The sequence below is a fragment of the Serratia sp. BNK-17 genome, assembly GCF_048684935.1.
GTDB classification, from domain to species: Bacteria; Pseudomonadota; Gammaproteobacteria; order Enterobacterales; family Enterobacteriaceae; genus Serratia; species Serratia nematodiphila.
On sequence record NZ_JBLQTR010000001.1, the window covers coordinates 1,501,368 to 1,528,161 of the forward strand.

Sequence of the window (26,794 nt, forward strand, 5' to 3'; positions counted from 1 at the left end):
TGATGCTCCTCGCGCGCGCAGGGGGCTTACGCCGGATTCTCGAGGCGGTTAGGAGTTTTTCCTAGTTTTGCGTTTGCGCCGGTGAAACTGTGGGCAAGATCACACTCAAACAGGCGCCCCGCTCAGCGGTGAACCGCAGGCTGCCGCCGAGGGCGCTGATGCGCTCTTGCATGCCGCGCAGGCCGTACCCCGGCTGATGGTTTTCCGCATCGAAGCCCACGCCGTTGTCGCGGATGGTCAGGGCGATCTGCGGCGCGGCGCCTTTGCGCGGCTGCAGCCGCGCATCCAGCTCCAGGCGACTGGCGCCGGCGTGGCGGCACACATTGGTCACCCCTTCCTGACACACCCGATACAGCGTGATTTTCAGCGTTTCATCCAGCAGCTCGTCGGGCACCTGCCATTGCATGCTGCTCACCAGCGACGCGTCCTGCGGCAGCGACTCCCGCAGCATCGCCGCCACCGCCGCCGACAGCGGCAGGTTGTTCAGCGCCGCCGGCCACAGCTGGGTCAGCACATCGTGCACCCCGTCGTAGACCCGCAGCGCCAGCGCATCGATGGTGTCGGCGCAGCCGATCACCGCCGGTTCCGGCGCCAGACGCTTGACGATGCTGGCCTGAGTGCGGATCACGGTGATGGTCTGCCCCACTTCATCGTGCAGCTCGCGCGCCACCTCGCGCCGGGTTTGCTCCTCCGCCGTCACCAGCGCCCGCGCCAGCTGCCGATTCTCCGCCAGCCGCAGCCGCAGTTGCTGATTCAGTTCGCGCTGGCGCTGAATGCCGGCGCCCAGCAGCAGCCCGGTCAGGCTTTGGGCCAGCAGCGACAGCAACAGATCGCGGTGCGACTCCGGCTGCGGCGGCTCGTTGACCATCAGCGCCACGCCGTTGAGCAGCGTCGCCAACAGCGCGCCCTGCCAGCCATAGCGATAAGACATGAACACGATGGGGATCGCCAGGCAGAACGGCGCGAAACGGCGCAGCTCGGCGGCGTTAACCTGCTGCTGCAGCCAGATGCTGAACGCAAACAGCAACAGATAGCTGGCCAGGTGGCCCAGACGCAGCTCCACCGGCTTGTGGATCAGCCCCGGCTCCAGCGGCACCCAGATTTGGCGCGCCAGATAGTGCCACAACAGCAGGCAGGTTGGCGCGATGGTGAAACCACCGGTCAGGCCGAGCAGCAGCGCGCGGGCGCCTTCGCCGCTCACCAGCTGCCATACCAACGCCTGCAGCAAGGCGGCGATGGCGACCACCGCACCCTGCAACAGCGGCCAGCGCCATTCGCTGTCGCTCTGCTGATGGCGCAACAGCCACGGCGAGGCCAGCAGGCTGAGCAGCACCGTCAACACCAGCACCGCCACCGACGCCCACAGCGCCGGGCCGTAGCCGAACTGATCCGCCAGCAACGCCATCAGCAGCAGGTCAGCCAGCAGGATCCCCGGCCAGAAACGGTACGGGCTCTGCAGCAAAATGCCCATGCGCAGGCCGAACGGAAACAGCAGCAGCGCCTGCCAGGGGGGGGCGATCAGCGCGGTGCCGATGCCCCACAGGCAAAACGCGCTGGCGGCGTAGATGAAAAACAGCGCCAGCTGGGTGATCAGGCGCTGCGTCACAGGTTCAGCATCCGTCTGGCCAGTTCGACGTTGTTGTTGATGCCCAGCTTGGCGAACAGGTTGGCGCGGTGCACATGCACCGTTTTCGGCGACAGCCCCAAGGCGGCGGCGATCTCACGCACCTCCTGGCCCTGCGCCAGCAATAGCGCGATCTCGCGCTCGCGGCGGGTCAACGGATCGACCCTCACCCGCGCCAGCTGCTGCGCGATTTCCGGCATCAGGTAGACGCCGCCGCCGGCGACGGTGCGCACCGCGGTGATCAGATCTTCCGGCTTGCAGCGCTTGGAGAGAAAGCCGCTGGCGCCGCGTTCCAGCGCCATTTCCACCAGCGCCGGGTTATCGTGCATCGACAGCATCACCACGCGGATGCCGGAGGGAATGTCCGCCAGCAGATCCAGCCCGCTGCCGTCCGGCATCGAAATGTCGCAAATGCAGATTTCCGCCTCCAGCCCCGGCAGGCCGGCGCGCGCCTGTGCCGCGCTGCTGAACTCGCCCACCACCTGAATATCGGCCTCCAGCGACAGCAGTTGCACAAAGCCCGAACGCACAATGTCATGATCGTCGATAAACGCCACGCGCAGGGTCATGGAAATCTCCGGTTAGCAGGGGAAGTGCGCAAGTATACCGTATGCGCACACCGGAATAATTGATGAAGAGAATGTATTGGGTGAAATTACCGGGTGCGCAAGGCAGGCACCCGGCGGGAGGGATCACAGGCGGGCAGGCGCCGTTTTATCCTGCGGCAGATGGCACCAGTTGTTTTTATCCACGATGCCGCCATCAGGAGAGGTGTAGCCGAGGCAGCCAAGGATGGTGTCAAACAGCTCGACGTGGCGATGCGTTTTGCCGATGCGCTGCTGCGCCTGCAGCTGCTCAAAAGCGCTGAGGTGCTGCGGGTTTTCGAGGAACTTGTCCGACGCCCACACGATCATCGGCACGCGGAACTGCTCCGGCGGCGCCATTTCGCGCGGCGTGCCATGCAGGTGCGTATTCTCGCCGATCGATTCGCCGTGATCGGCGGCATAGAACACGATCGCTTTCTTGTCGCGCACCTGGTCTATCACATTGGCGATAAAGCTGTCGGTATACAGCACCGTATTGTCGAACGCATTGATCAGCTGCGCCTTGGTGCAGGAATCGTCCACCCCCATGCACTCCGGCTGATAACGCGCATAGCTGCGCGGATAACGCTGCGAGTACAGGTAGTGCGAGCCTTTGGTATGCAGGATCACCAGGTGTTTGCCCTTCGGATAGCGCGCCAGCGACTCCTTCATTTCGTCCACCAGCAGCATATCGTCGACCGCCTTGCCGTCGTTGCGCTTCTCGGACGCGATCATCTCGCGGAACGAATAGTTGTTCACCTCGGTGTTGTTGTAGAACCACACCTCGCTCTGCATGGCGAACAGCTCGGAAGAGAAGCCCAGATCCTTCAGCACCGCGAACACGTTCTGCTCTTTCAGCGTGCGCTGCGGATTGTCTTCGGTGCCGCCTTCACGCACGAACATGCAGCGCAGCGACAGCTTGGTGGCGGTATCGCACGACTCGCCGCGGAACGCCACCAGATTCTTCTCTTTAGACAGCCGCGGCGTGGTATCGCGCTCGTAGCCCAGCATGCCCATGTGATCCCAGCGCGTGGTCTCGCCGATGATGAACACCACGTAGGTGTCGTCGATGTCCGCCGGCGGTACGTAGGTGAAGTGTTTGCCCGGATCGAACATCGTGCTCTGATCCTGGCTTTCGTCATAGCGGGTGTAAGCAAACAGCCCCAACGCCGACAGCCAGTTGGACGGCAGATACGAGTGCGCCACCACGCCGCCGTAGCTTGGCAAATCGACGTTGGAAAGCTTCTCTTGCACGCTCTGCTCGTCGTCCAGCATGCGCAGCGGCAGCCAGACCAGCGCCACCACCGCCAGCAATACCAGCAGCGGCTTGATGCGATGACCAGGGGTTTTCAGCTGTTCTATCAGGGTATAGCGCAGGTTGTTTTTCCAGATCAGCAGCAGCGGCAAGGCGCTGAGCGCCACCATCCACAGCACGAAGTGCAGGCCAACCACCTCTTTCGACAGATCGATATCGGTGGTCATCACCGACACCACGATGCCGTAGCCGATCACCACGTTGAAAAACGTCATGTAGTAGCTGGCGGCAACCGAAATCAACACCAGCAGCGAGGCGACGATGCGATAAAACAGCCGGCCGCCGAGCGATACCAGCCGCATAATGAAGAACGTAAACAGGACGATAGCGATGACTTCCGTCACCGCCGAAATAAGCTTAATTCCCTGAATGCCGTGCGCCAGCGAATCAAAACGGCGATAAAAAACGGACAGGTTTAGAAAGATGCCGATATAGATCGCTAACAATAACGATAAATTCTGCTGTGATAGCGATTTAACTTTGTTCATGTAACGCGGTGGCTCCGGGGACGGTGTAGCGGTTCTGACTCAGTCAGACACTGATTGCGGCTTCTGGTTCAGCCAACCGGCAATAAGCGTTATTTTGCGGGTAATAATCAAGAGAATTCTCACAAAACGGACAAAATTTACCGTTTTTTTGAGCGGTTTTCAGACAGGGCACGCAAGAAAATGGAGGGATAAACCCTCCATTTTTTCCAGATATCGGCAAAAATTTTACTTAACGTTCAGAGTTACATCGATATTTCCACGGGTGGCGTTGGAGTATGGGCACACCACATGCGCCTTTTTCACCAGATCTTCCGCCACGCTGCGCTCGATGCCCGGCAGCGAGATATCCAGCTGCACTTCGATGCCGAAGCCATTCGGGATTTCACCGATGCCGACGGTGCCGTCGATCTTGGCTTCGGCCGGAATTTTGACCTTTTCTTTCGCCGCGACAAACTTCAACGCGCCGAGGAAGCAGGCCGAGTAACCGGCGGCGAACAGCTGTTCGGGGTTGGTGACTTCGCCGCCGGCGCCGCCCATCTCTTTCGGCACGCCCAGTTTCACGTCCAACACGCCGTCGGAGGAGGTCGCACGGCCGTCGCGGCCGCCGGTTGCGGTGGCGTGAGCGCGGTAAACCACTTTCTCAATAGACATCGTTCATTCCTTCTTGCTGGTTGGCGAGATGACTACGGCTTCCACGAGGTAAAGCCGGTCACATATTTATCTTTTGCGATTAAATCGCGCACTACTTATTTTTGACGCTTATTAACCAGTGTAGACCACCCCTGCCGTTCTTGCGTCCGGCGCTGGAGGATCAAATCTGATCGATCAGGCTGCCGCGCAGCTTTTCCAACTGCTGTTTGAGCGAGACGATCTCGTCCAGGCTGCAGTCGGTGGCGCACATCACCGCCTCGGGCACCGATTGAGCCCGCTCACGCAGCGCGCGGCCGGCTTCGGTGAGGGCAATGATCACCTGCCGCTCGTCGGTGGTGGCGCGATAGCGCACCAGCAAACCGGCGGTTTCCAGCCGCTTCAGCAGCGGCGTCAGCGTGGCGGAATCGAGGAACAGCCGCTCGCCGATATCCGATACCGTCACCCGATCGCGCTCCCACAGCACCATCATCACCAGGTATTGCGGGTAGGTGAGTTCGAGCTGATTCAACAGCTTGCGGTAGACTTTGTGCAGCGCCAGGTTGGCGGAGTACAGCGCGAAACAGAGCTGCTGATCGAGCTGCAGCAGGTTCTTCGCGTTGGGTTGTGCGGTATCGGTGCTTTTCATGTTTGTGAATATAGATAGTGCACGATGTAATCGCAAGCTATTTCTTGTGAGGTATGCTACCTTTTTTTCATGCAGAGGATGCTCGGAGGGAAAGGAAATGACGAATACGCTTGCAGAACGCGCGCGTCGCTACGCCACCAAGGCGCATGCGGCCATCGATCAGCGCCGCAAATACACCGACGATCCGTACATCGTCCACCCACAGGCGGTGATGGAGCTGGTGCGCAGCGTGCCGCACACCGAAGAGATGCTGGCGGCCGCCTGGCTGCATGACACGGTGGAAGATACGCCCACCACCCTCGGCGATATCGAAAGCCACTTTGGGCCAAAAGTGGCGGAACTGGTGCGAATGTTGACCAACGTCAGCCGCGCCGAGGACGGCAACCGCTTCGAGCGTAAAAACCGCGATCGGCGCCACAGCGCCGGCGCGTCGCCGCAGGCCAAAACCATCAAGCTGGCGGATCTGATCGACAACACCCGCTCGCTGCTGGACTACGACAGCCACTTCGCCCAAACCTATCTGATCGAGAAACAGCGCCTGCTGGAAGTGCTGACCGAAGGCGACCCGACGCTGTGGCGCCAGGCCAGCCATATCGTCGAACAGGGGCTGCTCAGATTGCAGCAGCCGCCGCACAACGTGCCGGCCAGCTGGTTTGAGCACGCCCGCCGGCGCTACCGCGAGAGCGACGCGGCCTGATCAGAAGGTCACCACCGTTTTCAACGCCGTCACCCAGGCGTCCTGCGTCTCGCTGACGCCCGCGGGGTGATGCCAGTATTGCAGGCCCGGCTGCAGCTGCAGCCACGGCGTGACGTTAACGCGATAATAGAGCTCCGCCGTCACCGAATGGCCCGGCACCGGCCGATAGTTCGGATCGTGATAATCGCTGATGCCGCTCATCTGGTTGAGATAACGCTGATTGTCTTTGTAGCGGTCGCTCAGCTTCACCACCGAGACGCCGAGCCCCAGCCAGTCGTCCGGCCGCGCATCGAACAGCCCGCGATAGCGGATGCCGGTCGAGGTGGACCAGTGCAGGTAGTTGCTGCGCTGATCTCCCAGCCCCAGGCTGTAGAACACGCTCAGACCGCGGTTGACGTCGTCCGCATGGCGCGTCACCTGCTGGTTGAAACCGGTATACAGGAACCAGGTGCGATCGTGGCTGCGATAGCCCTGCGGATCGCTGGCGCCCGGCCCGCCGGACACCCCTTCATAAAGATCGCTCTGGCGCGCGTTGGTGAACAGCACGCCCAGGTTATACACCCCCGGCAGCTGGTTGACGGCGTGGGTTTTCAGCTCCAGCTCCATCGGCAGCAGAAAGCCTTTGCTGCCCTTGGTGGACCAGCTCCAGGCGTGGCTGCGGCTGGGGGCGCTCGGGTTCTGTTCCATCACGCCGCCCTTGAGCGTCAGGCCGTCGGTCAGTTTGTATTGCAGCGTCGTGCCCCAGTAATGCACGTTCCAGTTGTACCAGGTCAACGAGTTGGCGGACTTGCCGCCGCACAGCGTCAGCGTCTGAAAATCGCAGGGGATGATCTGATCGAAATCCTGCACCTTGTTCATCATGCCGATGCGCCACTGCAGCCGGCGATCGAGGAAGGAGCGGCTAAAGGTCAACCAACCCAGCCGGGTAATCGACTGCCCGCCAAAGCTCTCCTGCGACAGATCGGTCAGGCCGACGCGCGGATCCTGCAGGCGATCGCGGGTCAGGTTGTTGTCATGGTTGCGGTTGACGATATTGCCTTCGATCGCCGCGTCCGGAATGCCGGTCAGCGCCTGCAAATCCTGGCTGAAGGTCAGCGAAAACTGGTCGATATACGACGCCTGTTTATCGTGGTTGTAACCGCCACCGGCGTTATACGACAGCTGGCTGAGGTAGCCGAGATTATAGTGGAAGCCGTGATCCTCCAGGATCGGCCTGATCCCCAGCATATCCCCCAACAGCCCGGGCTGCGGCGGCTCAAAGCCGAGCGCCACCCCTTCCCATTTGGCGGTGGGGGCTTCGACGTCCTTGCCGGTTTGCAGCGTTTCCGCCTGCGCCTGGCTACAGAGCAGCGCCAGCGCCGCCAGGGTCATGGAACGAGGTAATAAGCTTTTCATCATTATTATATTTCTCCGCATAACGGCTGACTGCGGGCAACAGCATTCCCTGGGAGAGAATTTCCCATCATGAACAGCAGCGAATAACGTTAGGTTAACGCCCGGCGCTTGCCGCCGGGCTGAAGAGTTAGCGTCGGTCTTTCAGGCTGGCGCCGTTGCTGTGGATCACATCGCGGTACCAGTAGAAACTCTTCTTGCGGCGGCGCTCGAGGCTGCCGTTGCCGGCATCGTCCCTGTCGACGTGAATGAAGCCGTAGCGCTTCGACATTTCGGCCTTCGAAGCGCTGACCAGATCGATCGGTCCCCAGCTGGTGTAGCCCATCACCTCGACGCCGTCGTCGATCGCTTCCGCCACCTGCACCAGATGATCATTGAGGTAGTTGATGCGGTAATCGTCGTTGATGCTGCCGTCGGCCTCGACGCGGTCTTTGGCGCCCAGCCCATTTTCGACGATGAACAGCGGTTTCTGATAGCGGTCGTACAGCACGTTGAGCAGGTAGCGCAGCCCGATCGGGTCGATTTGCCACCCCCACTCCGAACTGGCCAGGTGCGGGTTCGGCACCATATCGAGAATGTTGCCGCGCGCCGTTTCGTACTGCTCCGGGTCGGCGGTAACGCAGCCGCTCATGTAGTAGCTGAACGAGATGAAATCGATGGTTTCACGCAGCGTTCGCCGATCTTCCTCGGTGATCGCCACCTGAATGCCGTTTTCACGGAAGAAGCGCTGCATATAGGCCGGGTAATAGCCGCGCGCCTGCACGTCGCCGAAGAACAGCCAGTCGCGGTTTTGCCGCTGGGTTTCCAGCAGATCTTCCGGCTTGCAGCTCAGCGGATACAGAATGCCGCCCAACAGCATGTTGCCGATTTTGCCCTCCGGCACGATCTCGTGACAGGCCTTCACCGCTTTGGCGCTGGCCACCAGCTGATGGTGGATCGCCTGATAGATGGCGCTCTTGTCGCTCTCCGGCGGCAGACCGACGCCGGTGAAAGGCGCGTGCAGCGACATGTTGATCTCGTTGAAGGTCAGCCAGTGTTTGACCTTGTGCTTGTAACGTTCGAACACCGTGCGCGCGTAGCGCTCGAAGAAGTCGATGGTGCGCCGATCGCCCCAGCCGCCGTAGCGCTTCACCAGGCCGTAAGGCATTTCATAGTGCGACAGCGTGATCAGCGGCTGAATGCCGTACTTCGCCATCTCGTCGAACAGCCGATCGTAAAACGCCAGCCCGGCTTCGTTCGGCGTCTCTTCGTCGCCCTGCGGGAAAATGCGCGTCCAGGCGATCGAGGTGCGCAGGCATTTGAAGCCCATCTCGGCGAACAGCGCGATGTCTTCCGGATAGCGATGATAGAAATCGATCGCCACGTCCTTGATGCCGCTGTCGCCCGCCGCGCGCGGCGTGATGGCGCCGAAGATGCCCTGCGGCTGCAGATCGGAAGTCGACAGCCCCTTGCCGTCGGCCTGATACGCGCCTTCAACCTGGTTCGCCGCTACCGCGCCGCCCCACAGAAAATGTTGCGGAAACTTGCCGTTCATCGCTTGCTCCTCAATTAGCGTAATAAAGTCAGCAGCGGCGCCTGTTCCTGCACCGGAGACAGGCCGCTGGTCAACACGTCCACGTAATCATCGCTGTTGCTGATGATGATCGGCGTGGTGGTGTCATAGCCGGCGGCATGGATCGCCGCCTGGTCGAACTCGATCAGCAGATCGCCCGGGGCGACCCGCTCGCCTTCCCGCACGTGGGCGGTGAAATGCGCCCCGTCCAGCTTCACGGTATCGATGCCGACGTGAATAAGAATCTCCGCGCCGTCGTCCGATTCGATGCCGATGGCGTGTTTCGTTTTGAACAGCGACGCCACGCTGCCGCTCACCGGTGCCACCACGCGCCCCTGCTGCGGCGCGATCGCCACGCCTTTCCCCAGCAGGCCACTGGCGAAAGTCGCGTCGTTCACCTGATCCAGCGGCACGATGTCGCCGGCGATCGGGCTGAGGATCGCCTGTTTGCGGTTGAGCGGCGCGGCGGCTTCAGGCTGTGCGGCGGCCTCTTCCGCCGGCGCGACGCCGAACAGATAGCTGGCCAGCGCGGCGAACACGAACGACAGCAGGGTGCCGCCGATCGCGCCCCATACCGTGGCGTCGATGCCGCCGCCGGGGATGATCTGCGCGAAGGTGAACACGCTCACCAGGCCGAACGAGTAAACCGAAGTATGGAAGTAGCCGATCACCGCGCCGCCCAGCGCGCCGCCGATGCAGCCGAAGATGAATGGGCGTTTGTTCGGCAGCGTGACGCCATACACCGCCGGCTCGGTGATGCCGAAAATGCCGGCGCCGATGGCTGAAGCGGACAGCGCCCGCAGTTTGGCGTCGCGAGTGCGCAGCATCACGCCCAGCGTGGCGCCGACCTGCCCCATCACCGCCGGCAACAGCAGCGGCACCATGGTGTCGCGCCCCAGCACGCTCAGGTTGTTGATCATCAACGGCACCAATCCCCAATGCAGGCCGAAGATCACGCACACCTGCCACATCGCCCCCATAAAGGCGCCGGCGATGATCGGGTTAAAGGCGTAAATGCTCTGATAGCCGTTGGCCAGCAGGTGGCTGAGCCAGGTTGCCGCCGGGCCGATCAGCAGGAAGGTCAACGGCACGGTGATCGCCAGGCACAGCAGCGGCGTGATGAAATTGCGCAGCGCACTGTGGATCACCCGGTTAAACAGCGGCTCCAGGCGGCAGGACACCCAGGCCGCAAAGATGATCGGGATCACCGACGAGCTGTAGTTGATGAAGGTCAGCGGAATGCCGAAGAAATACTCGCGCACCGCGCCCGGCTGCTGCGCCGCTTCGAAGGCCGCCATCATCAGCGGATGCGTCAACGCGCCGCCGATCGCCATGGTGACGAAGGGGTTGCCGCCGAATTTTTTCCCGGCGGTGTAGCCGAGCATGATCGGGAAGAAGTAGAACAGCGCGTCGCTGGCGGCGAACAGCATTTTGAAGGTGCCGCCGCTCTCCAGCAGCCAGCCACAGGCCAGGCTCAGCGCCAGGAAGCCTTTCAGGATCCCCGAAGCGGCCATCACCCCAAGCAGCGGGGTAAAAATGCCGGACACCAGATCGATAAAGCGGCTGAGCAAGTTGTCTTTTTTGCCGCCCGCGTCGTCGCTCGGCGCGCCTTCGGCCAATCCGCCAACGCGGTTAACCGCGTCGAACACCTCCGCCACATGGTTGCCCACCACCACCTGGAACTGGCCGCCGCTCTCCACCACCATGATGACGCCGGGGTTTTTCTTCAGCGCTGCCGCGTTGGCGCGATTGTCGTCGCGCAGCTTGAAACGCAGGCGGGTAGCGCAATGCACCAGGCTTTTCACATTGTCGCGGCCACCGACGCCGGCCAAAATCTCACTGGCTAATGTGTCATATTTCATACAGTTATCCTTAGACTTCGCGTTCTGCCGCTCCCCGCCCCACGCTGGCCTGGCGCTGAGGCAAAATTCGGCGCAAAAAAAAACCTAAACCTCGCGGCCTCTGCCCCATCGGGGAACAGAAACGCGAGGTTTAGGTTTTGCCTGCCGTAGCAGTAACAACCCTAAATCGGTTGAGTTATGACGTTAACACCGCGGATTTTGCCGGGGCAAGCCTTTGCGTCGGCAAATTGCCGAACTGTGATCGGGCGGGCAAAACCGACCTGAGGTATCAAATAAGGCCTGTCGCCCTCTATCGGCTTCAGCACAGCAGTGATATATCGCGCAGGCGGAATAGAGAGGGGGCGGAATATCGCCCGCTTCAGGCAAAAACATAAGATTAACTAACCTAATAATTCACAGTCAGGCGAAAGCAAAGCGCTCGTCCATCCACTGTCAATCCCCGCTTTTTTGGTCGAAATCGGCAATCCATAAGGCAAATAGATCGCCAAACTTGATTGCGCATCGTTAACATTCCACGATATTCACCTGTGCAAAAATCACCATGCGCAATTGATAATGGTGAAAGAAACATCAGAATGACTAATTAAAACGACTGGACAAAAGTCACGCGGGCGATTATTACTGGTCAACGCGTAATCGATTGTAAGGATGACAGCGACCATGACGTTGCGGACTGAGTTGGGACGGATTCTGATCACCGGCGCCGGCGGCCGGGTAGCCACGGCGTTTCGCCAGGCGATGGGCGATCGCTACGCGCTGCGGCTGGCGGAAAGGGATGTCAGCCTGCTGCACGATCTGCAGCCCGGCGACGAAGTCATCAGCTTCAACATCGCCGATCTCGACGCCTGCCGCGCGGCCTGCGCCAATATCGACACCGTGTTGCATCTGGCCGCCGATCCCTCCCCCGATGCCGACTTTTGCGGTTCGTTGATGGACAACAACATTCTCGGCACCTTCAATATTTTCCGCGCGGCGAAAGACGCCGGCTGCCGCCGGGTGGTGTTCGCCAGCAGCGCACAGGCGGTGGAAGGCTATCCGCTCGATTACCAAATCCGCCCGGATGACGCGCCGAAACCGAAAAACCTGTACGGCGCCAGCAAGGCGTTCGGCGAAGGCATCGCCGCCTACTTCGCCCATCAGGAAGGGCTTTCCGCCCTGTCGGTGCGCATCGCCAACTTCACCACCCTCAGCCCGGGCGATCGGCTCAGCGCCCGCGACATGAGCGCGTTTCTCAGCCATCGCGACGCCGCCGATCTGCTGGAGCGCTGCATTCGTGTCGACGGGGTGCAATATGCGGTGGTGCACGGGGTTTCCAATAACCGCTACACGCGTTTATCGCTGGAAGAGACCCGTCGCCTGCTCGGCTACGCCCCGCAGGACGATGCGTTCAGCCTGCTCGGCTTTGAGTGAGCGCGGCGGGGAACCCCGCCGCACGCTGTCGTTTTAACCGTTGGCGTAGGCCACTTTTTCGGCCTGACGGTGGGTGAACAGCACCAGCAGCAGCGCCAATCCGGCAATAATCGCCCCCATCACCGGCACGAAGCTGTATCCCAGCCCGGCGGAGACTACCGCGCCACCGGCGGCGGCGCCCAGCGCATTGCCCAGGTTAAAGGCACCGATATTGACCGAAGACGACAGCCCCGGCGCTTCACTGGCGACACGCATCACGCGCATCTGCAGCGGCGGCACCACGGCAAAGGTCGCTGCGCCCCAAATCACCATGCTGACTGCGGCGCCGATTTCACTGCGCGCCAGGAACGGGATCACCAGCATAATGACCACCAGCAGCAACAGGAAGCCTTTCAGCGTCGCGCTTTCGGAGCGGTCGGCGAACTTGCCGCCGAGGTAGTTGCCGATGGAGAAACCGACGCCGATCAACACCAGCATGGACGTCACGAACAGCGGTGTCGCATCGGTGATGTGCTGCAACACCGGCGAGATATAGGTATAGAGCGTGAACATCGCGCCCGCGCCCAGCACGGTCGTCAGCAAGGCGGACAGCACCTGAGGGCGCACCAATACCGACAACTCGCGTTTCACATCAGGACGCGCGCCGGCGCTGCCTTGCGGCAACGAGAACCACAGCCCCAGCATGGCGATCACGCCCAGCCCGGCCGTCGCCAGGAACGACATGCGCCAGCCGATGGTTTCACCCAGCCAGGTCGCGGCGGGCACCCCGCCGATATTGGCGATGGTCAGGCCCATAAACATGGTCGCCACTGCGCTGGCCTGTTTCTCCTTCGGCACCACGCTGGCGGCCACCACCGATCCGAGGCCAAAGAACGCGCCGTGGTTCAGGCTGGTGATGATGCGCGACAGCATCAGGGTGGTGTAGTCAGGCGCAACCGCCGACAGCACGTTACCCAGAGTAAAGATAGCCATCAGGAAGATCAGCGCGCTTCTGCGTGCCCGGTGAGAAAGCAGCAACGTCATCAGCGGTGCGCCGACCATCACGCCGACGGCGTAGGCGCTGATCAACATGCCGGCCATCGGGATGGAGACGTCCACCCCTTTGGCGATGGTCGGCAGCAACCCCATCGGGGAAAACTCGGTCGTGCCGATGCCGAACGCCCCCACCGCCAGGGCTAATAAGGGAAAGTTAATTTTCATTCAACAACTCCGGTTAACCGCTGCCGAAGCGCGGGAAAGTTAAGATGCCAAAAGTATGACATTGATCACACCAAAGATAAGCAGGCGGGAGGCTAAAAGACTTTTGCGATTTTGTTAAAAATCGTGGGGAAAAACAGCAGCCGACTCTATCTCAACCACGCGCCGACAGGCAATAGCCGCCGTCGCCCGAGCGCACATCGGGTTCATTCCCGCCACCGGCGGCAAGCCGGCGGCCACCGCAACTATTGAAAACAGAGCAAAAGTGTTTTGTTATTGTGCGCGTTTTTAGAATTAAACGACGAAATATAATGGCCTCAGTAAAACATCAATGCCCTACGGCCCCATTCACACAGAGGGAAGCGCCATGCTTTTTGACTCGTATTCTTTAAACGGTTTATCGCTGAACAATCGCATCGTCATGCCGCCCATGACCCGCTCTCGAGCCGGCGCCGGCGACGTCGCCACCGACATGATGGCTGAATATTATGCCCAGCGCGCCAGCGCCGGGCTGATCGTCAGCGAAGGCACGCAGATTAGCCAGCAAGGCCAGGGTTATGCCTGGACGCCCGGCATTTACACCCCGGAACACATCGCCGGTTGGAAAAAAGTCACCGACGCCGTACATCAGGCCGGCGGCAAGATCTTCGCGCAGCTTTGGCACGTCGGCCGCGTGTCGCATACCATTCTACAGCCTGGCCACGCCGCGCCGGTCTCCTCCTCCGCCATCCAGGCCGATGGGGTCAAGGTATTTGTGGATGTCGAAGGCCGCGGACCGGAACATGGCGTGGGTGAAATGGTGCAACACTCCGCACCGCGCGCCTTAACGCGGGAAGAAATTCCGGCGATCGTCAATGACTACGCTCAGGCGGCCCGCAACGCCATCGCCGCCGGTTTCGACGGCGTAGAGCTGCACGGCGCGAATGGCTATCTGATCAATCAGTTTATCGACTCGCGGGAAAACCAGCGCGACGACGAATACGGCGGTTCACTGCAAAATCGCCTGCGTTTCCTGCGGGAAGTGGCTCAGGCGGTAGCGGACGCCATCGGCAAAGAGAAACTGGGCGTGCGCCTGGCGCCGCTGACCACCCTGATGGGCTCGCAGGACGACACCCCGGAAGCCACCTATCTGGCGGCGGCCAGCGTGCTGAACGATATCGGCGCCGCTTACATTCACATCGCCGAAGCGGACTGGGATGACGCCCCGGTGATGCCGGCGGCGTTCAAAGAATCACTGCGCCTGATTTTCCGCGGCACGCTGATTTACTCGGGCAAATACACGCGTGAACGCGCTGAAGAAGCGCTGGCCAAAGGCTGGGCGGATCTGATCGGCTTCGGCCGCCCGTTCATCGCCAACCCGGATCTGCCTCACCGCCTGCAACACGGGCTGGCGCTGAATGCGCCCATTAAAGAGAAATTCTTCGGCGGCAGCCGGGAAGGCTACACCGATTACCCGGCGATCGGGTAACGATCGCCGACAACGCCGGCTCAAGCCGGCGTTATTTTTTTCTGTGCTTCGATCCAGTCAAGAAATTGCATCATTCTGTCGCTAAAATCCGCGTCATTCGCCTCCCCTGCCGCGTGCGCTAACCAATAGTCCATTTCATCGCGCTGCTCTGCATAAAGCGCCAACAGCTGATCGGCATAGTCGGTTAGCGTTATCGGCCAGAACGGGCTCCCCTCGGCGCGCAACATATTGGTGGCGCGGATCAGCTTTCTGGCCGCTTCGCGCTTTAAGCGCCTCTCATCCGATACCGTCCTTGCCTGCAGCAGTTGCTCCCGATAACGCGCCAACGCGGGCCGTAAATCAGCATTGACCGCCAGCGCGATGCTCCGGCGCCAACGCTTCATCAACGCCACCTCATCCCCTCCCGCTGCGCACTTTGCCCGCGCGCAGTTCGATGTTCCGCTGCAGTTCGCGCAGCCCGCCGGCCAGGAAGCAGGCTTCCGCCAGCACGAACAGCGGGCCGATGATAAGGCCCGTCACGTCGTCCATAAACGCCGGTTTTCGCCCCTCCCAAAAGTGCCCGGCAAACTGAAACAGCCAGCCGATGACGAAGCCGCCGATGCCGACGCTCAACCACGCCGCCGTCGACAGCGACGCCACCCAGGCGCCGAACACGAGGCACAGCAGCAGCAACGCCAGCATCATGATGCCAAGGCGCAGGTTCAGCCGCAGGTAATAGAGCGCCGAGACGATAACCGCCGCGCAGGCCGGCGAAAACGGCAGCCCTCCCGCGCCCCACGCCGGCCGGGAGAGCAGCGCCAGCAGGCTGATGACGATCAGGGGGATACCGATAAAATGCGTGGCGATATTGCGCGCATCGCGGTGATAGGCGGCATAAGCGGCAAGGTGATCTTCCAGACTTCGCATGTTGACCTCCGGTATGTGCGGCCTTCGTCGCCGAACGCGCGCAGCCGCATGCGGCTGCCCTTACCCATAGCTTAGCGCGGGATCACCAATACCGGTTGACCGATCTCATCCAGCAGGCCACGCGTGATGGAAGCGTTCAGCCAGCGCCCCAACGAAGACAGGTGGCGGTGCGAGATGATCAACAGATCGCAGTTGAACAGCGCCATCTGTTCCGGGATCACCTCGATGGGCGACCCCGCGGCCAGCAAGCCCTGGGCATTGAAGCCCTGCTGTTTCAGCGCCCGCGTCACCTGCCCGACCTGCTTTTCCGCCAGCGCTTCTTCCCGTTGGGCGGCGGGATACTCCTCGCGCTCATCGCTGTCGAAACGCAGGCCGCTGCGGCTGAGCGTGAAGGCATTGTCCACCACCGTCAGCACAATCACGCCGCCGATGCTGCCTTGCAGGCGCGCCATAAATTCCAGGGCGTTGCCGCTGTGTTCAAAGCAGTCCACCGCCAATAACACTCTCTCAATCATAACCATCCTCACTCGCCCGAGTTAAATCGCGCCCTTGAAATTGGCTTCGCCCTTTTTCCAATAACCTTTGGCAAACAAGGCGGCGCGGGAAATGCCCATTTCGTTGATAAAACGCGCCTTCAGATAGGCGGCGACCTGATGCTCGCAGGCCAGCCACACCTGCCCTTCGCCGGCCGGCAGCTCGCAATGGCTGACGGCCTGCACCAGCGGGCTGTTCATCACGCTGTCGAAATGTCGGGTGCGGATTTGCCAGCTGTTCACCTGCAAAAAGGAGCAATCGACGTCCTGGATCTCCTGCGCATCGCCCACCTCGGCGAACCACAGCACCGGCAACGGGGCGGAGAGCGAGGCGATAATGGTGCGCATGGCGGGCAGCGCGGTCTCATCACCCAGCAACAGCAGCCAGCGAGTTTGCGGCAACAGCCGAAAGCCGCCGGAGCAAGGGCCGGCGAACCCCAGCTTGTCGCCCGGCATCGCGTCGCGCGCCCAGTTCGACGCCGGGCCTTCGCCGTGCAGCACCATGTCGATATCGAAGGTGCGGGCGAGTTTGTCGATGCCGCTCAGGGTGTAGGCCCGCCCGGCCAGCGTGTCGCGCCACGGGAAGAACACCTTGACCCAGCTGGCCGGCTCCTGCGCGCGCGGATCGGCGATAAACTTATCCACATCGTCGCCGCTCAACGTGATGCGCCTGATCCGAGCGGTGACTTGCCGCACGGCGCTCACCCGGGCCTCTCGTTTGCGGCGGGTGTCCCTTTCCAGCATCTCGTCGACAATCTTATTCAGCGTGTTGTGCATCAGCCTTCTCCTGTGGCGCCGCAGACGGGTAGGTGAGTTCCCAGCCGCCGCCCAGCGCTCGATAGATATTCACCACGGCGATCGCCGTCTCCTCCTCTGAAACAATTTGCGCGGACTGCAGATCCAGCAGCGCGCGCTGCGTGCTCAGAACGTGGATAAAATCGCTGGCGCCGTTCAGATAGCTGTCGCGCGCCAGCGCAAACGCGTGCCGGTTGGCGGCCAGCGCCTCGGCCAGGTGCGTCTGGCGGCGCTGTTGGGCGCGATAGCCGGAAAGCGCGTCGTCGATCTCGTGCCAGGCGCGCAGCACCGTTTGCTGGTAGGCGATGGCCATTTCCTGCTGGCGATATTCGCTCAGGCGTACCCGCTGGGTGATTTTCCCTCCGTCGAACAACGGCAGATACAAAACGGGGCCGATGGCGAAGGTATGCGTGGACCAGCTGCCCATATCCGACAAGGCCAATGCCTGGTAGCCCGCGTTGCCGGTCAGCGTGATGCGCGGGTAGTAGTCGGCGGTGGCGACGCCGATCTCGGCGGTCGCCTGATGCAAACGCTCCGCCGCTTCGCGAATATCCGGCCTGCGCAGCGCCAGATCCGACGGCACCCCCATCGGCACCGCGCGCGCCAGCGTCGGCAGCGGCCCCGGCGGCGACAGCATCGCGTTCAGCGCGCCCGGCCGCTCGCCCAACAACAGGCCGATGGCGTTAATCAGCCGTTCTTGCCGGTCGGCCAACGTCGGCAGCAGGGCATCCACCTGCGCCAACTGCACCTGCGCCTGATCGATATCCAGTTCGTTGCCCGCGCCGCTTTGATAGCGGCTTTGCGTCAACTGCAGCGTGCGCAGCGCCGTGGCGCGGTTTTCCTGCGCCACCGCCAGCTGCTGCTGCGTGGCGCGCAGGCGCAGATAGTCGCTCGCCACCTCCGCCGTCACCGACGTCAGCAGCGCGCGCCGATTCTCCTGCGAAGCGGCGAAGCCGGCGCGCGCGCTTTCCGAGGCGCGGCGCAGCTTGCCCCACATGTCCAGCTCCCAGGCGGCGCTGAAGCCGCCGCGCCAGAGGTTGTAATCCGCCTCTCCGCCGTTGCCGGACGGATCCATGCTGCCCACCGAGGTAGCGCGCTGGCGCTGATAGGCGCCATCCAGGCTCAGATCCGGCATCAGCGCCGCCTCCGTCACCCCCAGCAGGGCGCGGCTCTGTTGTAGGCGCGCCGTGGCGAGCTGCAGATCCAGGTTGCCGGCCGCCACGCGCTGCACCAGCTGCGACAGCGGCGCATCGTTGAATATCGACCACCAGGCCACCGGCAATGCCCCGCCGCCGGCCTGCTCACCCCAGCTCTCGGGCAGCGCGCTCTGCGGCCGAGCGTAGTCCGGCCCTACCGCCCGGCAGCCGCTCAGCGCCATCAACAGCAGCGGGATCACGGCTCTGTTCATTGCAGGCCTCCGTCCAGCGTATTGATGCTGACGTCCGCAGACATGCCGACGCGCAGGGCGCTCAACAAGGCGGCATGCTCTTTGTTGATATCAAATACAATTTTCACCGGGATGCGCTGCACGATCTTGGTGAAGTTGCCGGTGGCGTTCTCCGGCGCCACGGCCGCGAAGCTGACGCCGGAAGCCGGCGCGATGCTGTCCACCTGCCCTTTCAGCGTTTGGCCGGGAAAGGTATCGATATGGATGTCTACCGACTGCCCGTGCGCAATGTTTTCCAACTGGGTTTCCTGGTAGTTGGCGATGATGTACAGCTTGTCCTGCGGCACGATGGCCAGCAGCGCATCGCCCGGTTTGACGAACTCCCCGACCCGCAGACTTTTCTTGCCGATCACGCCGCCGATCGGCGCGGTGATGCGGGTGTAAGACAGGTTCAGTTCGGCCATCGCTTTCTTGGCCTGCGCCAGCATCAGCTCGGCATCGCTGTCCGCCAGCTTGGCCTGCAGCACCTGCTCCATGTTTCGCGCCGCTTTGAGCGTCGCCTCCGCCTGCGCCACATTGGCGGAAAGCGTGTGCACCCGCGTTGTCGCCTGCTGCGCCGCCTGCTGCGACCCCGCGCCGCTGCTGGCCATTCTCTGGTAGCGGTTCTGCTCCTGACGCGCAAACGCCAGCTCCGCCTGCGCCGCCTGCCGCTCCGCCAGCGCGGCGGCGATCAGCGCGCTCTGCCGGGTGAGGTTGGCCCTGGCGTCGTCCTGCCGGGCGCGGGCGGATTGCTCCTGCGCCGTCGCCTGCGCAAGGGCAACGTTGAATTCACGCGGATCGATCACCGCCAGCAACTCCCCCTGTTTAACCCACTGGTTGTCCCTGACCAACACCTGCGCAATTTCACCGGCAATCTGCGGAGAAATACGCGAGATATCGGCGCGAATATAGGCGTCGTTGGTATTCTGCTGTGTCTCTTTAATAAAAAACTTATTCATTAATAACCCCAGCGTAATGACGGTAACCGCCAATACGGCGACGGCGACTTTTTTGTTAGCCATAAAAGTGACTCCACTTAATATTTATTTCTGATGATAAAATGTCAGGCGGCGACCGAACGCGGCGGATAAATACGGGTCGGCATAACTAAAATCAGCGCGGTCAGTAATAACGCCAGGCCGGCAACCAACAGATAAAGATCGGCGCTGGCCAGCACGTGGCCCTGCCGGACGGCAAGCTGCGCCAGCTGCTCCGCCGACCCCGATACGCTGCTGTAGGCCGAGCCAAAACCGTCGACGATCGTGCCGGCGTGATAGTCCCCGCGCTGTCGGCTGAGCAGCGCGATGGCGCCGCCGGCCGCGGTGGCGGCGAAGCCCTTCACCGCGTTAAACCAGGCCGCCGCAAACGGCCCGTCGGTCGGCAACAGCCCACCGGTCGCCTGCATCAGCAGGGGGATGATCGCCATCGGTTGCGCGACCGCCTGCAACAGCGCGATAACGCGAAACGTCTCGCCGTTCCATTCCGGCGTCAGCTGGGCGGCCAGCACGCAGGCGGTGGCCATCAACAGCAGGCTGATCGCCAGTACCCAGCGGCAATCCACCCGCGGCGTATTGCAAATAATGGCGACAATCGGCAGCGTAATTAATTGCGGCAACGCCACCCACAGCATTAAGTCGGAAGTTTGTTCCTGACGATAGCCCTGAATCGCGGATAAATATCCCGACGTAATATTGACCAGCGACACCATAATTAACAGCACGCCACCCAGCGTAATTAAGGAGAAAGACAAATTCCTTTTGCTTAATAGCTGCAAATTAAAAAAAGGCAGCGGGTGATACCATTCGTTAATCAGAAATAACGCCAATAATCCGCCGCCGCCCAATAATAAAACGTAGATCAGCGGCGAGTTCAGCCAGTCGAGCCGCTCCCCCTGTGAGATGCCCACCGTCAGTATGCCGAGCGCCATGCCGCCGAGCAGCAGGCCGCGCCAGTTGAACTGCCGCAGGCGCTCCAGCCGCAGAGGATCCTGCGGCAGACCGTAGCCGATACACACAGCGGCAATCGCCATCAGCGGCAGGTTCCAGTAGAAGTACCCACTCCAACCCCAGTGAAAGGCGAAAGCGGCGGCGGTGGCGCCCAGCGTAGCGCTCCAGGCCGAGACCCAGCCGTAGGCGCCCAGCCCCAACACCTTGATCAGCGGCGGCATAAAACGCAGCACCACCGTCATCAGCATCGGCGGCAACGCGCCGCCGGCGAAGCCCTGCAGGCTGCGCACCGCCAGCAACACGCCATACTGTTCTCCCAACCAGGGCGTCAGCAGCCCGCCGGCCAGGTAAATGCCGCACATCGTCAACGCCACCCGGCGCAACGAAAAGGTCGGCCAAAAACAGGGTGTGAACCCGGAACCGATCACAAAGCCGGTAACGTAACAGGTGGTCAGCCAACTGCCGGCATCGAAACTCAGCAGCATGCCGCCCTGTATATCCGCCAGCGCGAACTTGCTGGCGTTTTCCCCCACGCCGCTGGCCATCACCGCCAAAAACACGCCGAACAACCCCAGCCAGGTGCGGCCGTTGATTTCACCGGCGCTGGCGAGCCATCGATTTTTGTGGTGCGGCGTAACAGACACCTCAACCATTCCCCACTCCTGCTGTTTCAGCCTCAATCTTTGTTGTCGTGGGCAGTATCCGGACTTATTTCGATTGTTTAAAATGAAATCATGTAATTAACTAGTTGCACAAAACGCAATCCATCACGCACGCCACGACCGGAGAGGCCATGCCGCAAAAAATTGATTTCAATCTGATCTATGCGCTGAATCTGCTGCTGGAAGAAGGGAGCGTGAGCGGCGCCGCCGAAAAGATGAACCTGAGCGCACCGGCGATGAGCCGCATTCTGGGGCGCATCCGCCGGCAGTTCGACGACCCGATCATGGTCAGGGCCGGCAAGCATCTGGTGCCAACGCCGCGCGCGCTGGAATTGAAACGCCAGCTCGGCGAGATCATCGAACAGGCCGCCGCGCTGATCGCACCGAATGATGCGTTCGAACCCGGCAAGCTGACCAGAACCTTCACCATTCGCGCCAACGACATCTTTATCGGCGCGCTGGCGGGCGGATTGCTTGAGACGCTGCGGGAATCGGCGCCGCTGAGCGGCCTGAAATTCATCGCCGAAAGCGACGGCGAGGATGACGCGCTGCGCAGCGGCAAAGTGGATCTGGTGATCGGTTCCTCACGCGACTGGCACCCGGAAATCAAGACGCAGAGCCTGTTCACCAGCACCTTTCAGGCGCTGGTGCGCCCTGGGCACCCGATCATCGGCCGGGTAACACCCGAAACCCTGACCCATTACCCGCATATCAGCGTCTCCCGCCGCGGGCGCACGCAGGGGCCGATCGACGATGCGCTGCGCGATCTCGGCCTGCAGCGCAACGTCGCTCTGACCCTGCCGGGCTTCCATTCAGCGATGATGCTGACCATGAAATCGGACTTCATCCTGCCGCTGCCGCGCCACGTGCTGCAGGGGGTGAGCAACATCCACCTGCCGTTGGCGGAGATCGAGCTGCCGCTCGAGCTGGAATCGGTGTTTATCGTGCAGGCCTGGCACCCGCGCCTGGATCGCGATCCGGCGCATCGCTGGCTGCGGCAGACCATCAAGCAGTTCTTTTTGCAGAGGGAGTGAGGGGGTTAGGTGTTGGGGAGAGAAGACGCTCGCGGCAGAACCCAAATACGCCTGCCAGATAAGCCGGTAATATGGCATTTTGCCGAAGCCCTGCGCATACTCGGTATATTCGATGAAAGCATTAATTATTCAATTAGTTAAAAAATCAGTATCTTGAGTTCCGCTCTATTAGGAGGAGCTCACGGTCTTACATTGTATTTGCTATCTTTTTAACCAATGGATTATGACATGAGAAAACATACGTTTGTCGCCCTCCTGCTACTGTGTTTGACGCCTGCGCTGGCGCTCGGTGCCGCACCGTCCCCCAAAGCTCTCATTAAAACGGCTCCCGTTTACCCTGAACAGGCCCTGTTGAAAAACACCAATGGCATCGTCAAGGTGAAATATGATATCGAGCACGACGGCACGGTCAGCCATGTGCGTATTATGCAGGCGAAACCCGCCGGGATCTTTGACGAGCCGGTGCTGACTGCCATGAAAAGCTGGCGCTTTGAACGCGGTCAGCCAGTGAAGGATCGTGAATTTACTTTTAATTTCACCACCAAACCGCACAACTCAGTCTATGGCAATGGGGTTCCGTTTCGCTGATCGTACGCTAAATTTTCTCTACCCACACAAGCCGTGCTCTCACAAAAGGAAGGAAGCAAATTACCCCTACCGGACATCACAGGAGTCGCATTTGATAGCCAATTCATTTGAATTTACTCAGTTTTATCAAGTTAGATTTTGAACCATGCCCCCTATTATGCCCCCAAATGATTTTACTTGTGGGGTTTAAGGGTCAGTTTGGATATCGAAAATTATTGTACGTTAAGCTCATATTTTGACCGTTCGATTTTAGCTAATTGAAGGCGTGATAAATCCCCTGTTAGGTTTCAGCCCTCTATCTTGTCGGTATTCCTCACCTTATGACGACAACTTCTTCGGTTTCAAAGGCGCTTGAGGCTTATGAAGAGAAACCAACAATGGCAATGTAACAATTTTTTAATATGCACATTTAATGCTATCTGTTGTCATGTCGGCGAGTTTATTCAGGGGTTTGAGGGCCAATGGAACGCGATTGTACGTTAGCGAAGTAACTATCTGATATATAAAAATAATAGGCATAGAAAAATGCCCTTAAAATGGTGTCTTTTTAATCGAAAATTGGCATTTAACGGACAGCGTTGTCTGCTAATCGATTTTTCAGACGTTCATTTTTAGCTTGCCGCACGTTTTCGTACGGTTGCCCCTCAAACCCCAAGGACATCTGAGGCCGTTAAAAGCGGCGTCAAAGGCAGAAAATATCTTAACGTGAGTTTTCGTTCCACTGAGCGTCAGGCCCCGTCTCCCCCCATCGAATTGCATGCATAAAAAACGCCACCCGTTCGGATGGCGCAAAGAACATATTCAAAGAATTCTCAGATGAATTTAAATTTTCTCAATGTTACTTCAGCTTCTTTTTTCAGCGTTTTTTCATCAATTTCAATTGATGAACGATCAGGATCTGATGTGTACCGCTCAGCCAGATCAAAAATTTCGTATAAACACCCACTAATCTCCTTGCTATCCTTTGCCAGTACCCCTGAATTACCCTCATCTCGCCATAACTTAAAAAAGCGAGATTCAAAATCTTCAGGTGAAACCTTGGATGACACTAAATCTTTCGTCAAATCAATTAATTTAATACTCATTTCAAACTCCCCGTTTTAATGTAAACCTCATATTGCGGTGTTCCCACAGTTAAATGCCACCCAGATATAAAGTCACCATTTTCCTTCAAAATAACGACGTTATTTGTTTTTGGATTAAAGAATACTTTTGATCCTTTTTCATGAAGGTAAGTCCCTTTCTCCACAGTTCCTTTATCCGCCAAATGCGCCTCAATAGCATCCCTGAACTTAGTCAACGTTTCACGATTTTTCTTCGTGTCACTAACCCCAAAATCACTAGCATGTTTGAGGTATTTTCTATCCAATTGTTTACGTGTAAATCGTCCAGAATCAAGCGGATCACTCAGCACCACATACACCGGCTCTACACCTGTTCCGGCCGCGTCCGGACGCCAGTAGATAAAATCCTGTAGTCCGTTGTGGTCTGCGACCGGCGTCGTGGTCACCGTGATGGTGTCCATCGGTTTCACTTCCGTGCCAGTATGGACGGGGGTCACTGGGACCGGAGGCGGTGGTGTGCCGGTATTTGACGGCGCTGAGGGCGGCTGAGCCGGGTTAATCAGGATGGTCCGCGCAGGGACGCCTGCACCGGCAATTGCCGGAACGGTAATACGGTCCAGACCTGTTTTCGGATCACGCACCCCCGTCAGCACCTGCACCGCCGCCGGAATACCGCCGTTACCGGTTTTCAGCAGCTGCAGCGCCAGTTGCCCATTGCTCTTCACCAGACTCCCACGCGCCGGCATATTCACGGTTTTCATCCCGGCCTCTATCGCCTTCGCATCCGCCAGAGCCCGCGCCGGAAACGCAAACAGCGCAGGAACGTCGCGCCCTGGAACTTGATCACTACCCTGACCAGCAGGTTTTGAATGGAACCAAAGAGTCGCCATCGATGCCTTAAGAAGCCCCGGACTGACCGCCGGAACGGACAGTTTGGACAGCGCATTACTGAACCAGTTGGTAATACTGCCTGCCACATTACCGGCAGCTGTCCACACTCCAGCTCCAGCCAACGCTATCTGCGCCGTCCCCGGCGTCTGATTCAGCACCATAGCGCCCGGCGCTTTGAGCGCCTTATTCGCTTCTGCTACCATCGCCGGTGTATACACGGGAGCGGGTTTCACCCCGGCTTTGTCGAACAAAGCCTTACGGGCTTCCTCGGCCTTGCGGGCTTCCTCGGCCTTGCGGGCTTCCTCGGCCTTGCGGGCTTCCTCGGCCTTGCGGGCTTCCTCGGCCTTGCGGGCTTCCTCGGCCTTGCGGGCTTCCTCAGCCTTGCGGGCTTCCTCGGCCTTTCGGGCTTCCTCGGCCTTGCGGGCTTCCTCGGCCTTTCGGGCTTCTGCTTCGGCTTTCGCTCTTGCCTGCGCGTCCAGTTCCCGTTGCAACCCTTCGTTACGTTGCCCGCTGAATACATGGAGAAGTGGCGCAAACCGCTGCATGTATATTCTTTTTGCGTTCGCACCATCGCCTCGACGACAGGCATCCAGCAATTCACGATAATGCTTGTCGTTTTTTATATATGGGCAATTTTTCTTTCCGCAGATAAAACAAATATTATTGGCCAGACATTCTTTGACTTTTTCATCCAACCCAGGGATCGGAATTGCAGTGACTGTCAGGGTCTCCTCTCCATTTTCCCAACTCCAAGATCCGTTTTGCCAATATAATCCAGGTTCAGGTGCCACCCCGTTATTATAATTATACGGATCGTATTTAACTTCCCATTTATGCTCCATAAAATCTCCTTTTTGATATCTGTCATTTTGCACACAAACACTGTGTTTATATATAGTGTTTGATGCTAAACCCTCCTCTCAAACCCGTCAATCAAATGATAATCATTCTCATATGTGCTAAGCGTGACACAAAAAAGCAGCCGCCTGCGACAGCTGTCACACTGACAAATGTGGGTTAATCCCGGCTGCGCGTCCGTTCCCACTCCAGCTTCTGCAACCAGTCATACTCCCGGAGGATATTCTGAAGGGAGAGTAGAGAGCATTAAATTTCAGCTTAAACAATTAATTATCTACTTAACGTACGTTTTCGTTCCATTGGCCCTCAAACCCCATTCACCCCAAACCTCCTCTCTGTTTTGTTTGATATACAGCACAACAACCAGCTGGGTTAATGGCATGTAAACTCCTTTAACTCTCGCTAAAAACAGGATGTGCATACAGTGTTTGTATGCGATTTCAACAGGAGATGAGTTATTAGTGGTGGTGATGGTAAAGACAGCCGCGGTCCTGGCGGTGGGGTGAATGGTGGGCCGACGGAGTTGGGTGGAGGTGTGGATGCATCCGATCACTCTGGCTGGAGCTCGGAGAATAACCCATGGGGAGGTAAGAATAAGGACACTGGCGGGCATACTGGTGGTGGCAACAATGGTGGGGACAGGGATCCCGGGAGCAACGTTAACCTGAGTCTGTTTCCGGAAGCACAAGCGTCTGTCGCGGTGGGGGCACAATTCAATCTTTCGTTGATCGACGGTGCGTGGGGATTCAGTCTGCTGAAATCCCAAACGGTGCAATCGTTTATCACGAAATCAATAGCCAAACAAAGTGAAAACACTCGGTATCCCTACGGTTGGAACACTGTGGCGCGGTAGCCAACAGCGAGTATTAACGGCAGGATAAGATATTGAACTTTATAGTTTTTCCCGTCGCTGGCAGTTGTTCGGTAAAACCGAACAACTGAATTTTCGACCCGTTCACCTTCTGCAAAGATATGCTTTATGTGTTCGCTGATAGTCGCTTTAGCTTTGCCGTACAGTTCGCAGATCATTGTCTGGGATAGCCACAGAGTATCGCTTTCAAAGCGGCATTCAACGCGCACCTTTCCATCACCGCTGGCAAACATGACAAATTCACCTGCCGGGGATTGGGCTAAATGTTTCTCTGTCATGCCGCCTCCGCTTTAATCTAACTTACCGTGCAATAATGTCCTTGTATGTCAGAGAAACCCATCGAAGCTCATTATCC

General features: G+C 59.4%; 23 protein-coding genes and 1 pseudogene. 5 read left to right on the top strand and 19 right to left on the bottom strand.

Going from position 1 to position 26,794, the window contains the following annotated elements:
- Positions 1-61: 61 nt before the first annotated feature.
- The 5 genes from uhpB to ACMGF7_RS07240 all read right to left on the bottom strand — a co-directional run bounded on the left by uhpB (position 62) and on the right by ACMGF7_RS07240 (position 5,287).
- Positions 62-1,606: a signal transduction histidine-protein kinase/phosphatase UhpB gene (gene uhpB / locus ACMGF7_RS07220; protein ID WP_021504114.1), complete on the bottom strand. Its 1,545-nt coding sequence runs from the start codon at positions 1,604-1,606 to the stop codon at positions 62-64.
- A complete protein-coding gene (uhpA, locus tag ACMGF7_RS07225; protein WP_004934117.1) occupies positions 1,603-2,193 on the bottom strand; it encodes a transcriptional regulator UhpA in 591 nt (196 codons plus the stop codon). The genes uhpB and uhpA overlap by 4 nt, the downstream gene beginning before the upstream one ends.
- Before the next feature lie 123 nt (positions 2,194-2,316).
- A complete protein-coding gene (gene eptB / locus ACMGF7_RS07230; RefSeq protein WP_033631458.1) occupies positions 2,317-4,011 on the bottom strand; it encodes a kdo(2)-lipid A phosphoethanolamine 7''-transferase in 1,695 nt (564 codons plus the stop codon).
- Between the two features lie 225 nt (positions 4,012-4,236).
- Positions 4,237-4,662, bottom strand: coding sequence for an organic hydroperoxide resistance protein (locus ACMGF7_RS07235; RefSeq protein WP_004934114.1), 426 nt, complete (start codon positions 4,660-4,662; stop codon positions 4,237-4,239).
- A 160-nt stretch (positions 4,663-4,822) separates the two neighbouring features.
- The gene (locus tag ACMGF7_RS07240; RefSeq protein WP_004934111.1) at positions 4,823-5,287 is read right to left on the bottom strand and encodes a MarR family winged helix-turn-helix transcriptional regulator; all 465 of its coding nucleotides are present in this window, start codon (positions 5,285-5,287) and stop codon (positions 4,823-4,825) included.
- Positions 5,288-5,384: 97 nt separating this feature from the next.
- Here ACMGF7_RS07240 and ACMGF7_RS07245 point away from each other — a divergent pair, with 97 nt between their 5' ends.
- On the top strand, positions 5,385-5,984 hold the full coding sequence (locus ACMGF7_RS07245) for an HD domain-containing protein (RefSeq protein ID WP_015376230.1): 600 nt from the start codon (positions 5,385-5,387) through the stop codon (positions 5,982-5,984).
- Here ACMGF7_RS07245 and ACMGF7_RS07250 read toward each other — a convergent pair whose 3' ends face one another.
- The 3 genes from ACMGF7_RS07250 to bglF form a co-directional block, all read right to left on the bottom strand.
- On the bottom strand, positions 5,985-7,355 hold the full coding sequence (locus tag ACMGF7_RS07250) for a carbohydrate porin (RefSeq protein ID WP_369803993.1): 1,371 nt from the start codon (positions 7,353-7,355) through the stop codon (positions 5,985-5,987). It abuts the gene before it with no gap.
- Between the two features lie 151 nt (positions 7,356-7,506).
- Entirely contained in the window at positions 7,507-8,910 is a 1,404-nt protein-coding gene (locus ACMGF7_RS07255) for a glycoside hydrolase family 1 protein (protein ID WP_004934102.1), read from the bottom strand.
- A gap of 14 nt (positions 8,911-8,924) precedes the next feature.
- Positions 8,925-10,790: a PTS beta-glucoside transporter subunit IIABC gene (bglF, locus tag ACMGF7_RS07260; protein WP_103086105.1), complete on the bottom strand. Its 1,866-nt coding sequence runs from the start codon at positions 10,788-10,790 to the stop codon at positions 8,925-8,927.
- A 660-nt stretch (positions 10,791-11,450) separates the two neighbouring features.
- On the opposite strand from bglF, the gene ACMGF7_RS07265 reads away from it, so the two are divergent.
- On the top strand, positions 11,451-12,200 hold the full coding sequence (locus ACMGF7_RS07265) for an NAD-dependent epimerase/dehydratase family protein (RefSeq protein WP_015376227.1): 750 nt from the start codon (positions 11,451-11,453) through the stop codon (positions 12,198-12,200).
- A gap of 33 nt (positions 12,201-12,233) precedes the next feature.
- Here ACMGF7_RS07265 and ACMGF7_RS07270 read toward each other — a convergent pair whose 3' ends face one another.
- Positions 12,234-13,400, bottom strand: coding sequence for an MFS transporter (locus tag ACMGF7_RS07270; protein WP_004934092.1), 1,167 nt, complete (start codon positions 13,398-13,400; stop codon positions 12,234-12,236).
- 364 nt (positions 13,401-13,764) lie between these two features.
- Here ACMGF7_RS07270 and ACMGF7_RS07275 point away from each other — a divergent pair, with 364 nt between their 5' ends.
- Positions 13,765-14,865 (top strand): alkene reductase, encoded by a 1,101-nt coding sequence (locus tag ACMGF7_RS07275; protein ID WP_004934091.1) that lies wholly within the window; start codon positions 13,765-13,767, stop codon positions 14,863-14,865.
- 20 nt (positions 14,866-14,885) lie between these two features.
- Here the strand turns inward: ACMGF7_RS07275 and ACMGF7_RS07280 are convergent, their stop codons facing one another.
- The 7 genes from ACMGF7_RS07280 to ACMGF7_RS07310 all read right to left on the bottom strand — a co-directional run bounded on the left by ACMGF7_RS07280 (position 14,886) and on the right by ACMGF7_RS07310 (position 21,124).
- Positions 14,886-15,248: a hypothetical protein gene (locus ACMGF7_RS07280; RefSeq protein WP_226988573.1), complete on the bottom strand. Its 363-nt coding sequence runs from the start codon at positions 15,246-15,248 to the stop codon at positions 14,886-14,888.
- A 10-nt stretch (positions 15,249-15,258) separates the two neighbouring features.
- A complete protein-coding gene (locus ACMGF7_RS07285) occupies positions 15,259-15,771 on the bottom strand; it encodes a DUF962 domain-containing protein (protein WP_164096026.1) in 513 nt (170 codons plus the stop codon).
- A 71-nt stretch (positions 15,772-15,842) separates the two neighbouring features.
- Positions 15,843-16,286 (bottom strand): universal stress protein, encoded by a 444-nt coding sequence (locus ACMGF7_RS07290; RefSeq protein ID WP_049242580.1) that lies wholly within the window; start codon positions 16,284-16,286, stop codon positions 15,843-15,845.
- 21 nt (positions 16,287-16,307) lie between these two features.
- On the bottom strand, positions 16,308-17,081 hold the full coding sequence (locus ACMGF7_RS07295; RefSeq protein WP_015376223.1) for a siderophore-interacting protein: 774 nt from the start codon (positions 17,079-17,081) through the stop codon (positions 16,308-16,310).
- Positions 17,062-18,507: an efflux transporter outer membrane subunit gene (locus ACMGF7_RS07300; protein WP_004934078.1), complete on the bottom strand. Its 1,446-nt coding sequence runs from the start codon at positions 18,505-18,507 to the stop codon at positions 17,062-17,064. Before ACMGF7_RS07300 ends, ACMGF7_RS07295 begins: the two co-directional genes overlap by 20 nt.
- Entirely contained in the window at positions 18,504-19,547 is a 1,044-nt protein-coding gene (locus tag ACMGF7_RS07305) for an HlyD family secretion protein (RefSeq protein WP_004934076.1), read from the bottom strand. Before ACMGF7_RS07305 ends, ACMGF7_RS07300 begins: the two co-directional genes overlap by 4 nt.
- A 41-nt stretch (positions 19,548-19,588) precedes the next feature.
- Complete coding sequence (locus ACMGF7_RS07310) at positions 19,589-21,124, bottom strand: MFS transporter (protein WP_420286407.1); 1,536 nt, start codon at positions 21,122-21,124, stop codon at positions 19,589-19,591.
- 140 nt (positions 21,125-21,264) lie between these two features.
- Between ACMGF7_RS07310 and ACMGF7_RS07315 the strand changes: the two genes are divergently transcribed.
- Positions 21,265-22,167 carry a LysR family transcriptional regulator gene (locus ACMGF7_RS07315; RefSeq protein WP_019452606.1) on the top strand — a complete coding sequence of 301 codons (903 nt, stop codon included), beginning with the start codon at positions 21,265-21,267 and terminating at the stop codon, positions 22,165-22,167.
- Positions 22,168-22,395: 228 nt separating this feature from the next.
- Positions 22,396-22,755, top strand: a complete 360-nt coding sequence (locus ACMGF7_RS07320; RefSeq protein WP_164096029.1) for a TonB family protein — start codon at positions 22,396-22,398, stop codon at positions 22,753-22,755.
- Positions 22,756-23,567: 812 nt separating this feature from the next.
- On the opposite strand, the gene ACMGF7_RS07325 is transcribed toward ACMGF7_RS07320, so the two are convergent.
- From ACMGF7_RS07325 to ACMGF7_RS07335, 3 genes and pseudogenes are all read right to left on the bottom strand, one after another.
- A complete protein-coding gene (locus ACMGF7_RS07325) occupies positions 23,568-23,840 on the bottom strand; it encodes a colicin immunity domain-containing protein (protein WP_072270057.1) in 273 nt (90 codons plus the stop codon).
- Positions 23,837-25,552 (bottom strand): S-type pyocin domain-containing protein, encoded by a 1,716-nt coding sequence (locus ACMGF7_RS07330; RefSeq protein ID WP_342121162.1) that lies wholly within the window; start codon positions 25,550-25,552, stop codon positions 23,837-23,839. Before ACMGF7_RS07330 ends, ACMGF7_RS07325 begins: the two co-directional genes overlap by 4 nt.
- An 862-nt stretch (positions 25,553-26,414) precedes the next feature.
- A pseudogene (locus ACMGF7_RS07335) lies at positions 26,415-26,717 on the bottom strand (hydroxyacid dehydrogenase); the annotation flags it as partial.
- Positions 26,718-26,794: the final 77 nt, after the last annotated feature.